The 15,614-nt window shown below is 48.1% G+C and carries 12 protein-coding genes; all 12 read right to left on the bottom strand.

Annotated elements, in window-relative coordinates; all coding sequences use genetic code 11:
• Window positions 1-21: 21 nt before the first annotated feature.
• Window positions 22-906, bottom strand: a complete 885-nt coding sequence (locus MKY97_RS10370) for an IS3 family transposase (RefSeq protein ID WP_342553462.1) — start codon at window positions 904-906, stop codon at window positions 22-24.
• Window positions 855-1,172: a transposase gene (locus MKY97_RS10365; protein ID WP_342553461.1), complete on the bottom strand. Its 318-nt coding sequence runs from the start codon at window positions 1,170-1,172 to the stop codon at window positions 855-857. The genes MKY97_RS10370 and MKY97_RS10365 overlap by 52 nt, the downstream gene beginning before the upstream one ends.
• 173 nt (window positions 1,173-1,345) lie before the next feature.
• Window positions 1,346-1,561 carry a hypothetical protein gene (locus tag MKY97_RS10360; RefSeq protein ID WP_342555352.1) on the bottom strand — a complete coding sequence of 72 codons (216 nt, stop codon included), beginning with the start codon at window positions 1,559-1,561 and terminating at the stop codon, window positions 1,346-1,348.
• 87 nt (window positions 1,562-1,648) lie between these two features.
• Window positions 1,649-4,231 (bottom strand): glycoside hydrolase family 2 protein, encoded by a 2,583-nt coding sequence (locus tag MKY97_RS10355; protein ID WP_342555351.1) that lies wholly within the window; start codon window positions 4,229-4,231, stop codon window positions 1,649-1,651.
• 19 nt (window positions 4,232-4,250) lie between these two features.
• Window positions 4,251-5,852 carry a helix-turn-helix domain-containing protein gene (locus MKY97_RS10350; protein ID WP_342555350.1) on the bottom strand — a complete coding sequence of 534 codons (1,602 nt, stop codon included), beginning with the start codon at window positions 5,850-5,852 and terminating at the stop codon, window positions 4,251-4,253.
• On the bottom strand, window positions 5,849-7,678 hold the full coding sequence (locus tag MKY97_RS10345; RefSeq protein ID WP_342555349.1) for a sensor histidine kinase: 1,830 nt from the start codon (window positions 7,676-7,678) through the stop codon (window positions 5,849-5,851). The genes MKY97_RS10350 and MKY97_RS10345 overlap by 4 nt, the downstream gene beginning before the upstream one ends.
• Before the next feature lie 29 nt (window positions 7,679-7,707).
• The gene (locus MKY97_RS10340) at window positions 7,708-8,583 is read right to left on the bottom strand and encodes a carbohydrate ABC transporter permease (protein WP_342555348.1); all 876 of its coding nucleotides are present in this window, start codon (window positions 8,581-8,583) and stop codon (window positions 7,708-7,710) included.
• 14 nt (window positions 8,584-8,597) lie between these two features.
• Window positions 8,598-9,479 (bottom strand): sugar ABC transporter permease, encoded by an 882-nt coding sequence (locus MKY97_RS10335; RefSeq protein WP_342555347.1) that lies wholly within the window; start codon window positions 9,477-9,479, stop codon window positions 8,598-8,600.
• Window positions 9,480-9,564: 85 nt separating this feature from the next.
• On the bottom strand, window positions 9,565-10,878 hold the full coding sequence (locus MKY97_RS10330; RefSeq protein WP_342555346.1) for an extracellular solute-binding protein: 1,314 nt from the start codon (window positions 10,876-10,878) through the stop codon (window positions 9,565-9,567).
• A 305-nt stretch (window positions 10,879-11,183) separates the two neighbouring features.
• Complete coding sequence (locus MKY97_RS10325; RefSeq protein WP_342555345.1) at window positions 11,184-13,250, bottom strand: acyltransferase family protein; 2,067 nt, start codon at window positions 13,248-13,250, stop codon at window positions 11,184-11,186.
• A 563-nt stretch (window positions 13,251-13,813) separates the two neighbouring features.
• Entirely contained in the window at window positions 13,814-14,437 is a 624-nt protein-coding gene (locus tag MKY97_RS10320; protein ID WP_342555344.1) for a hypothetical protein, read from the bottom strand.
• Between the two features lie 89 nt (window positions 14,438-14,526).
• Entirely contained in the window at window positions 14,527-15,384 is an 858-nt protein-coding gene (locus MKY97_RS10315) for an ABC transporter ATP-binding protein (protein WP_342555343.1), read from the bottom strand.
• Between the last annotated feature and the right edge of the window lie 230 nt (window positions 15,385-15,614).

Below are 15,614 nucleotides of genomic sequence, written 5' to 3'. Positions count from 1 at the left end.
AGTAGACATTATAAAAAGACCCTAGGCTGCAAACTGGCGTCGGTACTCTACCGGCGTCAGTTTTTTCAGTTTCCGTTGTGGCCGCTTTCGATTATAAAAACGAATATATTTTTCGATTTTGCTTTGTGCTTCGTTAAGCGTTCGGATATGATAAGGGTAGAGTCCTTCCGTTTTGAGATGCGAGAAGAAACTCTCCATCGAGGCATTGTCATAACAATTTCCTCGGCGAGACATGCTGATTCGGGCGCCAACCTTTGGCAGCATGTCGTGGTAAGCATGAGACGTGTACTGGAAACCCTGGTCGCTGTGAACGACGAGTCCGGTCACGTCTTTTTGCTTCGCAAACGCCTTACTGAATGTGCGGAGCACCAGTTCATTATCGTTGCGTTCGCCTATTTCGTAGGCCACAATTTCGTTATTAAACAGATCCTTTATAGCTGAAAGATATATCCAGCGCTCTCCCACACGATACTGGGTAATGTCCGTTACCCATTTCTGATTCGGTTTTTCTGCACTGAAGTCTCGCTTCAGGCAGTTCTCTGCTACTCGCTGCGCAGGTGCATACGGGCCACTGGAGCGTCGTTTACGACGAATCCTGGATTGAATACCGAGCATTTGCATCAGGCGGAGCACCTTTTTATGGTTCATCCAAGTCCCCTGATCTTGCCAAAGGAACAACTGGAGTTGTCGATAACCATATTTCCCTTCATATCGTTGATAGGTTTGAAGTACTTGGTTCATCGCCTTTGTATCGCGGTCAAATCGTTTACGTTTTATGTAGGCATAAAATCCACTCCGTGACACGCCAAATACATCACAAAGTTTCTGGATATCCCCGTATGCCGCTACTTTTTCTATGATCTGAAATCTTTCTTGTTTGCTTCCTCCTTCCAGATGACCAAGCACTTTTTTAGCAACGCATTCTCCCGTTTCAGTTTTTGGACATAACGGTCTTGGTCCAAGTATTCTTTACGTCGCCCTCGCTGATCCATCAGTCCAAACTCACCTTGTTCCCGATATTTTCTCATCCAGCGCTTCATTCGTCCTGGGTCATGAATTCCCAGATGCTCATTAATCTTTCGATAAGTCCAGCCCTCAACCGTGTGCAGACGAATAGCCTCATTTTTCAACGTCTCCGAATACGTTTTAAACTTTTGTCCCTTAATCGCCATAAAAAATACACCCCCTAGAATTTCATCGGTTAAACCCAGGGGTTTTTCCAATGTCTATTCTAAGGGGTGCACTTCAAACAGAGGCATGGCTTTCTTGCTGCTTGCGGTTACAAGTGATCTGTTCATACAGGGGATACACAGCATACATAGGCTTCATTCATGTTCAATCAGAATCACGACGCTGAATCTTCCTTCTTAAACGCCTGTTCCTGATGCATCTCATAAGAGGGGTCGGATGACCGATTAGCGTGCTCATATACAATTCTCTCCAGATTGCTGACCCTGCGAAACATTTGTCTGGTTTTATAAATAACGTAGGTTATACCGATGATGAACAGCACGGCAATCACAAGAAACACGATCATTCCAGGAAAAAACACAAAAGACATGAATGTACATCCTCCTCTCTATGGTCATGTTTCCTTGTCCCGAATACACAATCGTATATTACTCTACGTAAATAAAACACAGGGGTTTCAAGCTTCGCCGCCATTCATCGCACTTACGCGAAGCTGTGTGAACGGCAAAGCCTGCATCTCTGGATGACGGAGTGTTACCGTTCGGCTCTCTCCCGGGAGTAGATTAAAATAGTTATCACTGAAGCGAATTCGGCCCATAGGCAGTTCCAGCTTCACCATACGTGCAATGGCATCACACGCCGTGACGGTAACGGATTGTTCCTCTTCATTCACGTGAACACTGAGCTGAGTAGGCGGCAGCAGGACATCCTTAGGATCACGCAAAAAGTAACGATTCACGGGTGCAGCAAACCCCTCGGAAACCAGCTCCACCATTACCTCTTCGGGGCGTCTTACACCCAGAATATCCGCTTCATCCACTGATACAGCGCACAATGAAGACTGCGGCTGCACCTTAACCCCATGTGCGCTGGAGTGCAGCACTTCTCCATGCAGATCATATATATTCAGCCGAAGTTGGCCGCTAATTTCATCTTGTGTATCGTTAACGATCCATAAGTCCAAGGGTTCTCCCGGCTCATGGTCCAGCGACATCAGGACCGGATGGAAGAACGTCTTGGCATAATAATAGGAAGCTTTAGGCAGCAGTTCATAATCAATCATCGACCAGCTTGTCCCCGGCCAGCTGTCGTTCAGCTGCCACACAAGCGCACCACGGTTACGATGATTGATCCGCCTGAAATGTTCAATACCATAGCGTAGGCCCTCTGCCTGAGTCAGCATGGAGAAGTTCATGTATTCCTCTATATTTTGCGGGAGGCCCGTATAACCTTCCATCAGCAGCATGCCTTTCTGGTGATTCGTATCTTTGTTCCGATAAGCCATCTCGGGGCTGCCCCAGTAAAACTGGTCTGCAGGCATATTTTTCTCCAATGTATACCGGTTGGCCGAAGCATGCATACCAAACTCACTGCTGAACAGAGCTTCATCTTTTTTATAATTTTTAAATGTGACTCCTTCAATGCTGTAATCCAGAATCGGTACTTCTCCGTATTTTCTCGGGTATACCGACCCGTGCCACACCTGCCAGTTATGACGATCCCCGGTGTCCGGATCATTCGCATCCTGTCCGTGACTTTCGCCATAAGGCGAGGATGGCCAGTACGGACGGGACGGATCAAGCTGCTCCAGCAGCTCCGGGATCAGTTCGTGATAGATCAATTCCCCATAGAATGGGCTGGTGATATCACCGCTTGCGGTTTTCATGTCATACAGCCAGTCAATCTCATTGTTGCCGCACCAGAGGGCCAGGGAAGCCCGGCTCCGCAGTCGAAGTACATTATTTGTGACCTCCTGCCGCACCAGATCCATAAAATCACGGTTAAAATCCGGAAACAGTGCATTGGCAAACGCAAAATCCTGCCAAACGAGCACACCTTGACGATCACACTCATCGTAAAATACGTCCTTCTCATAGATGCCGCCTGCCCACACACGCAGCATGTTCATATGTGCCTCCACGGACAGCTCAACCAGCTCTCTGTACCGTGAATTCGGGATGGTGCCAATCAGTTGATCCGCAGGTATCCAGTTCGCCCCTTTAGCATATATTTGGACACCGTTCAGGATAAAAGCAAAACGGTTCTCCCCCTGCTCATTGTTAAGCGCCAGCTCCAGTGTCCGTATACCAAAGGGCTGACGGTATTGATCTAAAGCCTGCCCGTCCGCATAGAGCGTAACCTCCAGTGTGTACAAGTAAGGCTCGCCCAGATCATGAGTCCACCATAAGCGAGGTTCGGAAACATGTAACACCGCATCCGTTTCCCCATCGGCCACAGGCCATGAATCGGCTCCTGCCACGGTGTCACCACGGTCGTTCAAGAGTCGAATATCACAAGTCATAACGACAGGTTGTGTACGCTTTTGCCTGTCGCGATAAGACAGCACAGAGCGCACAGCAGCCGTTATATGGACTTGAGCCTGTTCCTTGCTTATCCGTTCGGTCCGGGCATAGACATTCTCCAGCTTCGCAACCGTGCTGCGCTCCAGGCGTACCGCCCCCCAAATCCCCACGGTAACCATGCGCGGCCCCCAATCCCAGCCAAAATTCATCGCGGCTTTGCGCAGCCACGGACGTTCTTTGGTATACGAGGACCAGTCAAACAGCTCTTTGTCGCGGTGATGTAGATGGAGTGGGTCGAACCGAACCGCAATCGCATTCCAGCCATTTCGCACGACACGAGTCACATCAAACGTATGCGACATCAGCATATTAGCCGTTGTACCGATCTCATGACCATTTACATAGATCGAAGCAAACGTGTCCAGCCCTTCAAATACCAGCTCAATATGTTCCTCCGATGAGGCGTCCACATCTGTAAGGTTAAAGGTAGTACGGTACCACCACTCCTTCTGCTCGATCCAGCGGCTCTTGGCATCGTTATGCCCGAAATAAGGCGGATCGATAATGCCGCGCGCTGCAAGTGCTCCATGAACATCTCCAGGCACGGCTGCCCCGATCCAAAACCGGTCATCCAGTGCGGCTGCTGCAGCATCCATCGCCCCCTTTTCCCCAACCTCGTAATGCTGTATCCTCCATTGTCCTGACAAATCCTGACTTGAACGTCGAACGTTCACCATATCCCCTCGCTCCTCTCACCTAGCTGCCTGAAGATTTAAATACGAGTGCCTGTTCCCGGTATTCACTGGGGGTCTTGCCTGTATGCTTTTTGAAAAGTCTGCTGAAGTATTTCACATCGTCGTATCCGCTGACGGCTGCAATCTCACTCACTTTGGCTGGTGACACGGCGAGCATATCCATCGCTCGTCGAATTCGCATATCCGTGACAAAGTCTCCAAAGGTCACGCCCATTTCTTTTTTAAACAGCTCACTGAGGTGTCCCGGATGCAGATGAATCTGCCCAGCTACCTGCTGCAGACTGATATCCTGTGTGAGTGAAGATTCAATATAACCAATCGCCTTTTGCACATGTGCAGCCTGCCCCTGTCCCAAGCGGCTGTGATACGTATGCATCAGATCGTATAAATGGTGAAAAAGCTCATCACCCAGCGCCGCAGCATCCTTATCCGGCTCCGGCGTCCATGGCTTAAGCCGTGCAGGCTGTTCACGTCCAATAGCCTGCAGCGTTCGAGCGAACCAGCGGTGCCCGGCGATGAGAGCTGAGTGCAGACAGGCCGTATACGATCCGGGTGTAACATCAGATTCGGCAATCAAACTTATAACGAGTTCACGAGTCCATACCGTCAGTGTGACGGGATCATTGTCCATCAGCAAACGGCCAAGTACCGTTTCCTCCTCCTGAGTCAGCACGGTCTTGCCGCCCTGCCGGTCGCTGATCTGCTCATACCGCCACACTTTGGCATTTGTGAGTCCGCGATAACGATAGGCCGCCAGCGCGGTCTGATAGCTGTGGTGAAGCTCAACAGATTTTTGAACAGGCTCACCCGCAGCAGCACGAAGGGAACATTTCAACCACTGTTCCACTCGGTTAATCCCATCCTCAAGCCTGTATCCACTTCTGTCCAGTGCTGCGGCATAAGGCAGTATACAGACAATATGCTGCTTCTCAACCTGTGCCACAGCGTCAGGCAGGACATCTTCGAGCATATTTTGCACAGCAAATCGCAGCAGCGCATCCGAGGCTCGGTTCCAACCTGATGCCTGAATCAGGACAACCTGTCTGCTTATGGATCGTTCACGGCAGCTCTCCTCCCGCATGGATGAGAAGATGTCCGCCTGATCTGTATCAAACTCCAAAAAAGCAGGACAGACACCAGACTCGGTATTGCCTTCAATTACCCAGCTCGCAAACAGCCTTTCCCGGTTCTCGCGTAACTGCTTTCCCTCTTGGGACTTCGCTGCCCAGCGTTCTGTAATTCTGCTCTTGGCCTGCAGCACGGTTTTGATAATCTCTTCCGGTTTACTCGTTTTGAGCAGATAGTCCGTAACCCCGTTACGAATAGCCTGCTGGGCGTAACTGAAATCATCATAACCTGATAAAATAATGACCTCCAGCTCCGGTAACAGATCCAGTGCTGCTTCTGCCAGTTCCAGCCCTGATCTGCCATTCATTCGAATATCCGTCATCAGGATATGTGGACGCTCTTCGCTTAAGCGTGACCAAGCTTCCTCTGCCGAAGCAGCAGGATGCAGCAGCTCGATACCAAGTTCGTGCCAGGCAATGACACTGGCGAGTCCTGTACGTATAATGACTTCGTCATCAACAATTAATAATCTCATGGCGATTCCTCCAGGATTGGTATGGAGAACGAAATCCGGGTGCCCTCGCCCTCTCTGCTGTGAACTTCAAGCAGCGCATCCCTTCCATAATGAAGCAGCAGCCGTTCATTCACATTGCGAAGACCATAGCCTCCTACAGACAGAGGGTGTTCCAGCCGCTCTCCGTGTAAAGGACGATCAGATGAAATTAAACCGCTCTCATCTTCAGGAATCAGGCCTGCCTGCAGCTGCTTCAGCTTGTCCGCCGTCATCCCTGCCCCGTCGTCCAGCACCAGTACGTTCATTCGCTTGTACACATGATCCTTCTGAATCATTATGGTGATCGTGCCCTGATTCCCCGCCTTCTGAATCCCGTGAATCATTGCATTCTCCACCAAGGGCTGCAGCAGCAGTTTCAGCATCATTTGCTGCTCCAATGCAGGGTCAACAATGTAATGAAGCACAAACTGATCCGGGAAACGGATGGACTGCACCCGTACATAATGACGGATATGCGCGATTTCCTGCGCAACCGGGCAGTAATCCTGTCCCTGGTTCAGACTGATTCGCAGAAAATCACTCAGTCCCTCCACCATATCTGCAATTCGGTTTTCTTTGGACATCAGTGCAATCCAATGAATGGAGGAGAGTGTGTTATACAGAAAATGAGGATTGATCTGTGCTTGAAGCACACGCAGGTCTGCTTCTTTTTTGCGTGCTTCACCACGAATGATCTCTTCCTTCAGCATATCGATATGCGCACCAAGCAGATTGTAGCTCTCGCCGAGCTTGCCAATCTCGTCATCACTTTCCGATCGAAATAAGGGCAGTGGACGCTTTGGGTCTATTCGTGAGAGATGCCTGGTTAACAAAAGCAGCGGTCTCGTGATTCTGCGAACCGTAAACCAGACCAGGCCGCCGCTGATCAGGGCAGACAGGGCAACTGCAATAACAGTCAAAATCAAAATATAGCTATTCTCAGACCGGTATTGTTCGTAAGGAACCGTGCCAACCAGCATCCAACCCGTCAATTTCTCGGGATAATACAGCACGGTACGCCGCTGCTCTCCCTCGCCATACGTTGTCGTGCCCCCGCTTCCCTTCTGAATACGTGTCAAAAGTCCAGGTTCGATGTCAGACATATGAAGTCCGAGTCTGGACTTGTTCATGGAGGATAATATCTCTCCGGCGGTTCCGATCAGTTCCAGTCTGCCTTCACCCTTGCCCAATCCCAGTGCGGGCCAACCTTTCGAGATTACTTTTTCATCCAGACTGATCGCCAGCCAGCCCAGCGTGCGATAATCGTGAATGCTGCGGATTGGCCGAATTAACGTAATCACATTTTGAATGCCCGCATAATTTCGAACGGAATACACTCCCGTCCACCGTTTATCTGTTTCTCTACCGGTACTTTGGCCGGAAAAAGGCCCATAAAAGAGATCTGCGCCATCCGGCTCATACCAGGCAGCCGTTGAAAGGGCAGCGTCAAAACGCCCGGGGTAAATCGCAATGTTGGCGATATATTTTTTGGATGCGGCCAAGTTGGTCATTCTGCCCAAAATGTCTATACGATCGAGTTCATGATCCTCATTACGGCTCAGATACTGCTGTATATCCCGTTCTCCGATCAGGAAGATTGATAAATTTTCGGCATCCTGGAGCATATAGCGAAGGTTCGCCTCGACCTGCTTTAGCGTATCCATCCCCGATAATTTTGTTTTCTCCTCGGTAATCCGTGAAGAGAATAGAAAAGCAAATACTCCAAGTGCCAGCAGCGGCACAATCATTGAAGCTGTCACAACAATGGACAGCTTACGCTGCAGTGAAGATGTAAGCCAGCGAACCAACTCGGTTCCTCCTTTGGATGCGCTTTCGCTTACCCTTTGACTGCACCTGCTGTCATCCCCTTCATGACCTGTTCCTGAAAAATCAGATATACAATAATCGTTGGAATGACAGACAAGGTCATGGCAGCAAGTGTTAAACCATAATCGGTCTGATATCCGTCTGCAAAATTTGCAATGGCAAGCGGTAACGTTTTCAATCCGGTTTTATTGATAAATACAAGGGCAAAAGAAAAGTCATTCCACGCATGCAGAAAACTTAATATGGTCACGGTTGAAAGTGCAGGCAGCGACATGGGAAGCATGATCCGGGTGAAGAGCCCCCATAGACCCGTTCCATCCATAAATGCCGCTTCTTCAATGTCACGGGGAATGCTGACCAGATAAGCTGTTAGCACAAAAATTGCCGTAGGCAGTGCAAACGCAGTATACGGCAGAATCAATGCCCAATACGTATTAAGCAGGGACATTTGTTTCATCAAAATAAATAACGGAACGAGCGTGCTGTGAATCGGAATAAGCATGCCTACAACGAAAAAGGTCATGATTAGTCCTTTCCAGCGAAACTGAAATCGTGCCAGTATGAACGAAGCCAGGGCTGCGATAAACAGTGTCAAGATTAGTGATCCAATCGATACCGTTAGCGAATTGCCAAAGGCAGTTCCAAGCTTCGAACTCTGCCAGGCATTCGTGAAATTGGCCGCATTCCAGTGAGCTGGTAGACCGAAGGGCCTGCTGTAGAAATCCTCATTTGTTTTGAAGGCACTGATGACGAGCCAATAAAACGGATACAATGTTAAAATACCATAGACCGTCAGCAGCGTCCAAACGAATCCGCTGCGAATCCGGCGAACGGTATGTCCTGTGCGGCCTCGTGGTGCTGGCATAGGTACTGGTGTTCCTCGCATGAGCTTACTCCTTTCTATCGGTTCTCTTTGCGTTTGCGGCTGGTCACCCACTGGCTTGTTCCGATGAGCAGCAGGGAAATCAGAACAATCGTTGTCGAGATTGCACTGCCGAACCCATATCGGTATGTTGTAAAAGTCGAATTGTACATATATGTTGCCAGCAGCTCTGTTGCATGGGCAGGACCGCCTTTGGTCATGATGTAAACCAGATCAAAGGACTTCAGACTGCCGGAAATACACAATATAATGGCGACCTGAACCGTGCCCCATATCATCGGAAGGGAGATGGAAACCAATTTGCGTATTCCCGATGCGCCGTCTATTTTGGCCGCGTCATGGATTTCACCCGGGATGTTCTGCAGCGCAGAGATGAAGATAATCAGATAAAGTCCTACAAAACTCCAGAGGAGCGGCGGTACGAGTGAAAATATAGCGATCTTTGCATCCGAGAGCCACTGCAGCTTCCAGCTCTCCAGTCCCAGCGCATCCAGCAGGAAGTTAAGAATGCCGATCTGCGGATGATAGATGTACTGCCAGATCATCCCGATCACAACCGTAGACAAGACCATCGGCAAAAATACAGCCGAGCGTAAAAATCGCTGCAGCGGGCTGCTTTTATGCAGCATTACCGCCAGCATGAGCGCAAGTGGAATCTGGCCAAAAACCGAAGCCAGCACAAAAATCACATTATTTTTCAGAGCGCGCCAGAAGATTGTATCGTTCCAGATTTCTACATAGTTGTTCAAACCGATATACGTGGATGCTCCAATGCCCGACCAGTTGAAGAAGCCGTAGTACGCGGACCATACAACCGGCACAAACACAAACAATGCATAGATGATCACGGCTGGGGCCAGCCCCAGCATAATAAAACGCCGACTTCGCAATGCGTTCAATCTGTTCACTTCCCCTCTATTAGAAAACCCCTCCCCTGCCGGGAAGGGGAACGAACCTGTATTCGCAATAAGCATCCAGCACCGTCTATTGTTTCATCGCACCAGCTTGCGCTGCCTGAATTCGGCCTGCAATGTCTTCCGCTTTGCCGCCCATCAGCAGCTCCTGCAGACCGTTATTAATCACCTCAACCGTGGCTGACCCTAATTTGGAATCGTATACCGGCGTGATTTTCACTTCCTGCATCAGATCATACAGTTCCACAAACAGTGGATGTGCTTTCGTTTTATCAAGTTCAATCTTGTAACTGACCAGTGTGCTGCTGTCCAGCGTAGCTTTCTGACCATCCGGCCCAGCCAGTGCATAGAACAGCTCCATTGCAGCCTCTTTCTGAGCACCGCTTAGCTTTTTACTTACGCCAAGACCTGTTCCAACGACGCCTGACGTTGTTCTTGGCTCACCCTTGCCGCCTTCGACAGGAGGCAGAATCGTAATATGCGTACTGTTCAGCACCTCTTCCGGCGCATTGTTGACAAGGTTCGCAAGGGCCCATCCGCCATTCATCACCATCGCTGTTTTTCCTTGAAAATACAGCTGCATCATCTGCGTTTCATCGATGCTGTTAAATCCGTCCTGGAAAGCCTTGATACTGCCAAGCTCCTGCATTTTCTTCAACGCTTCGATAAATTCCGGGTCTGTGAAGCTTGCCCCATCCTGAGCCGCCGCTTTCAAAAACCAGTCTGTACCCGTCACCCGGTCAGCCAGCGTACTGAAAATAGTAGACTGAGCGACCCAGTTCGTTTTGTTGCCGAGAGCCATCGGGATGATTCCTTTTTCGTTAAACGAAGCGACCGCCTTCTCCAGTTCAGCCCAGGTTCCAGGCACCTTCACATTATGCTCTTTGAACAATGCTTCGTTGTAATAAATAAAAGAACTCGGTGCGAGATTCATCGGAACGGAATAAATATTTCCATCTACCGTATATCCATCCAGCGCATTTGGAATAAAATTGTCTTTCCATTCCGGCTTCGCATCCAGTTCCGCATTGATTGGCTGTAACAGATCCCCTTTTACAAACTCTTTCGTCATCGCATCCGGCCACATCACAAAGAGATCCGGCATCTCATTTGCAGCAGCAACTGTACGCAGTCTTGTTTTCAGCCCATCCGTCGGCAGTCCTTCATCTACCACTTCGATGTCCGGATGCGCCGTGCGGAAATCTTCGATAATCTGGCGCATCGCCACTGCCTTGGCATCCTGCCCGGTCCAGTTATGCCAGATCGTCACCGCGACTTTGTCTCCACCGCCACCTGCTTCGGATGAATCACCACTTGTGCACCCTGCAAGAATTACAGTGAACAAGGTCAATGCCAGTACGCCTGCAAACCATCTTTTCAACATTTTTATACTCCCCCTTGAGCATCGGATACCTGTAATTGTAAATGGTAACGCTATCATGATGGAAGGTGACGATCCGCGGATACAGGGGTGAATAATATCGGCTTCCCGCCGCACATCACAAAAAAAGCCCCCACCAGGAACATGTCAACAAGTTAAAAATCTACTCGATAACATTGCCCCAGCAAGAGCTATTCTACAAATGAAAGTAAGCTTATGAATATAACCATGCCGCATGATTAATGGAAGAAGAGATAAATAATTAGATGAGTTCAAGAGTCAGCTCGTCTGCTTGGCAGATCAATCTGTTATTGAAGACTGCTCTTTACAAGTGCTGCAAAAGCTTCAGAACCTTCGGCGGTGAGATGCACCCCGTCTTTCTCAAAATATTCGTCATGACCTTCACTTGACTGATTCCAGTCGATCAAGGAAACGTTACTGTAGCTGGAGGCAGCATCGTTCAGTGCCTTGTTGACTACCCGTTCCCAAGGCCGCGGTACACGTACGGTGACCAGATATACCCGGGTTTTATCCTTCAATCCATCAAGTACAGCATTCAAATTTCTGGAATTAAACGAACCATTCGTTCCGAGCTCCAGTACTACCTGGCTGCCCATTCGGTGATTACGCTTCAGACCTTTCAGAACATCCCCGGCCTGCCACATCTGGCGGCCAACATGGCCATCGACATAGACCCGGGATATGTTCTGTTCCAAATAAGGTTTGGCGTCCAGTATAACCGAATCTCCGATAATCGTATATTCGACTTTTCCATCCTGTATGACAGGTACTGACGGCTCATCTTTTTTGCCTGAATCCGATGCATTACCTGCAGGATTACCTTGCTTGGAACCGGAGGAATCTTGTGAATTCGAATCCGGTTTGTTCCCGGCTGAGCCATCCTGATCTCCGTTATCGCTGGGTGAATCACCTGGCTCAGGTAATTTCGAACCTGCTGCAGAACCAGTTTCCGGCTTGCTGCCTGCATCTGTTTTACCCTCAGACCCTGATTGGGCTTCTCCTTGGGTATCGTTATTCTTTTCTCCAGAATCTGAAGATTGGGTTGTGATCGGCATCACATTCTGTCCCTGTTCCTCAGCCGTTTGATCTCCGTTTAATACGGTAGACATGGATACTGAATGGGAATCTGAATTAGCTGCTGCAGGAAGCACCGTCTGTGACACGGTATAACACAACAACAGAACTGTCATTAACAGACCTGTTCGTTTCCACCAGACATGACGGGGAATAAGGGAGGTCCGCCCTCTACCCCATAACTTGGAAAAGGAATGACGGAATCCGTTATGCCGAATTGGATTTTCAATATATTTCAGCGACATGGAGGCAAGTACGATTGTCGCAATCACCTGCAGCAGCATGCGCACAGGATGTGCACCCCCGGTATCTACAGCTGGGCTGGTCAGTACAATAACCGGATAATGCCATAGATACAGCCCGTACGAACGTTCACCGATCCAGCGCAGAGGTTTTGCACCAATCATACGTGCCAGCATGGATGAAGGGTGAGCAAGTACAGCTACGAGAACAGCAGCAGCTGCCGCCTGCAGCACCATCCCCCCCTGATACAGAAAGGAATCATACTCACTCGTGTTCAACATCATATAGATCAGCACTGCAAGAGCAGCAAGTCCAGTTCCATCCAGTACGAGCCGATTCAACCCGGACAGTGTGCTCGGCAGCTTACGGCTGGGCCAGACTACAGCTAATGCAGCACCCGCAAGCAGCGCGAATGCACGGGTGTCAGTTCCATAATATACTCGGCTTGGGTCCAGATCCGGATTATACATGATGGCCATTGCGCCAGCAGACAGTTCAGCCGCCACCACAATAAAGACGACCAGCCATCCTTTCCTCTTGAACAGCACAATGGCTGCAATCAGCAGCAGAGGCCAGACCAGATAAAACTGCTCCTCCACGGCCAGGGACCAGAAATGTCCAAAAGGAGATGGCGGACCGAAACTTTCAAAATAGGAAACATGGTGAAAGATATACCACCAATTGCTTATGTACGCAACACCGGACACGATATCCCCTCGCAGTGAAGCAAGCCGGGAGGAGTCTGTGCACAGCAGCCAGAGCATGACTACCGATGTCATGGTCAGCATACCAGGCAGCAGGCGTCTAAACCGCCTTAACCAAAAATCACCTAGTGCGATGCGCCCGTGCTCACGCCACTGAGATAATAAAATATCCGTAATCAGATAGCCGGACAGAACAAAAAATATACCTACACCGAGCAGACCGCCCGGAATAAAATCCAAGTTCAGATGATAAGCGATTACGCCGATTACCGCGATGGCCCGCAAGCCATCCAGCCCGTTCATATGTCTCTTCGTATTCACTGATTGTGACATGTGCGCCCCTCCTTGCTGCTGCGAGTCCACATCCATGGAGATCGGGGCATCCTGAATCTTTCAATCGTTCTGGTTGTTATTGACATACGTGCTGCACCTTCCATCTTTCATTTACAACATAAAGAAGACGAACTGCCTATAGATTTAGTTGTATAGATTATGAATTAACTATATTTATTCGCGTAATCACGATAACATTTAGCATTATACCCCTAAGAGTATCTCTACAATTTACAAGAATAGTTACAGACCCGTTTAAGGGATGTAACCTTTCCTGCCAGCATAACCAGCTGTAAAATCATACTCTATATTCAATGTTTAATATAGTGCTTTGGCTCGGCTGGACAAAATTACCTGAGGCCTGAAGGAATACAATATTGCCTGCACTCCGGCTCTCTTGAATAACCCGTTAAATCGAAAAAAGCTGCCGACTTGCTCAGCAGCCACTATCCATTATAAACCGATCCGGAACCGGATTGAAAGTTTTGCTCATAATTGCTTCTTCCAGCCTAGGACTCTGGAGGTGGAACGGATGAACCATTTCTTGTAAACGATTTTCAACATCAGGGCATGGAATCCAGCTTCCGCCTGTGAATCATAAAAAGAAATCCACCTGCTGCAGCAGCACCATATACGATTGGTGGAATGGTTACCCATAGCTTATAAAGTGCAGTCTGTGAATCATAATTAACCAGTACATTTATCGTATCATTTAGAGGAGGCAGCAGTACGATCAATGATTTGAATCCCTCTGGCAAAACATGTTCTATACCTTGAACTGAAAGTGTAATAACAATGAGAACGCTGAGCATTAAAAAAGACATAACACGAGAACGAATAAACTTGGAACTAAACCAGCAGGTCAAAGCGACTGCGAGCCACGATGAAACCATATGATAGATCAGGGACATGCCTAACTCTTCCATACTCGGGTTTCGATCAAACTTCTGAAACAGGGCTGGATAAAGAACGGCATAAACCGCCATAGGAATCGTAAAAAGCCAGCCATACAGCAATTTTGAAAGATAAAGTTTGACTAGACTGCCGCTGTGCAGTACAGTCACCGCTTCCTGATTTGTCGTTTCAATATCAATCAACGTATAACAAATCACAGCAGCAATAATAAATATAAATGTTGTGGAAAATGCATAACTAGCCATGACCGGGTTAGGAACGACACTATACACGAATAGGATACCCATAAAGAAAACAAAAACAGGCGGACCATAGCGATAAGAGCGCATGAAACAGGTATGTACATAGGATATGATTGAGATCATAAGCTCAGTTCCAGTTCCTTTCTTGTTAAGCTGACAATCTCTCCGCCTTTATTGATAAATTCGGGTAAAAATCCACGATAATCTTCATACATCAAGGTCAGGACCAGATGCCCGCTTTCACTGCTTTTATATGTAATGTCCGGGAAGAATTCAAGTAGGTGATCCATGATGTCCCGATCTATCATCCCTTCTAGTTCAAAATACACAGCCTTCTGTTCTGCAGCAATGCTTCTATTCTCCTCACTTAGTCTCCCTTGACGGATCCAATACGTGTTACTTTCCAATTGACCTGCTAATAAAGGATCATGAACAGCTGCCAAAATGGATGTCCCTTCTTCTTTAATTTTCTTCAGAGAATGAACCAAATGCCCGGTGGATTCTTTATCCAAGCCCGAGAAAGGTTCGTCCAATACGAGAATATCCGGCGTCTTCATCATCGCCTGCATTAGATTTGTTTTTTGCAGCATTCCTTTTGAAAATTGACTCATCTTTACATGCTCATTTTGTTCCAGATTAAAAAAAACATGCAGCTCCCTGATGCGATCTTTCAGCTCTCTTTTAGGAATGCCAGATATTCTTCCCATGTGAGTTAAATACTCCGTCGAAGTCATTCTTAGTTTTGATAATCGGTCAGGTGTATATCCAATCACGATATCGGAATGCTTAAGCAGTCTCTGTCCGGACGTTAATGGAATTAGTCCACTTACCATTCGGAGCATCGTACTTTTCCCGGATCCATTGCCTCCTCTTACAATATTACATTCCCCTTGACGAATCGTGAGCGAAATATCTGTTAAAATCTCTCGACTACCATATTTCTTAGAAGCTTCTTTTAATGTTAGCAGCGCCTCCATGTTTCTATTTCACCACCTTGCAAAAATGAATACAAATATAGATTAACACAATAATACAAAATAAGTTATATAATGTATTCGATAGATTCAATCATTCAGCCATTTCCTGCAAAAGAAAAAGACGGGAGCATGAACACATGCTGCCGCGTCTTGGTAAATGGTCATACTCTATTGTATTGTCGATGCGTTGTTCGATGTTTTGTCCGATGTTTTGTTCGATGCTTAATTTG

The organism is Paenibacillus sp. FSL R7-0652 (assembly GCF_038595045.1).
Taxonomy (GTDB): domain Bacteria; phylum Bacillota; class Bacilli; order Paenibacillales; family Paenibacillaceae; genus Paenibacillus.
Note: the sequence above shows the minus strand (reverse complement) of the source record. Positions and strands in the feature narration are given on the sequence as shown.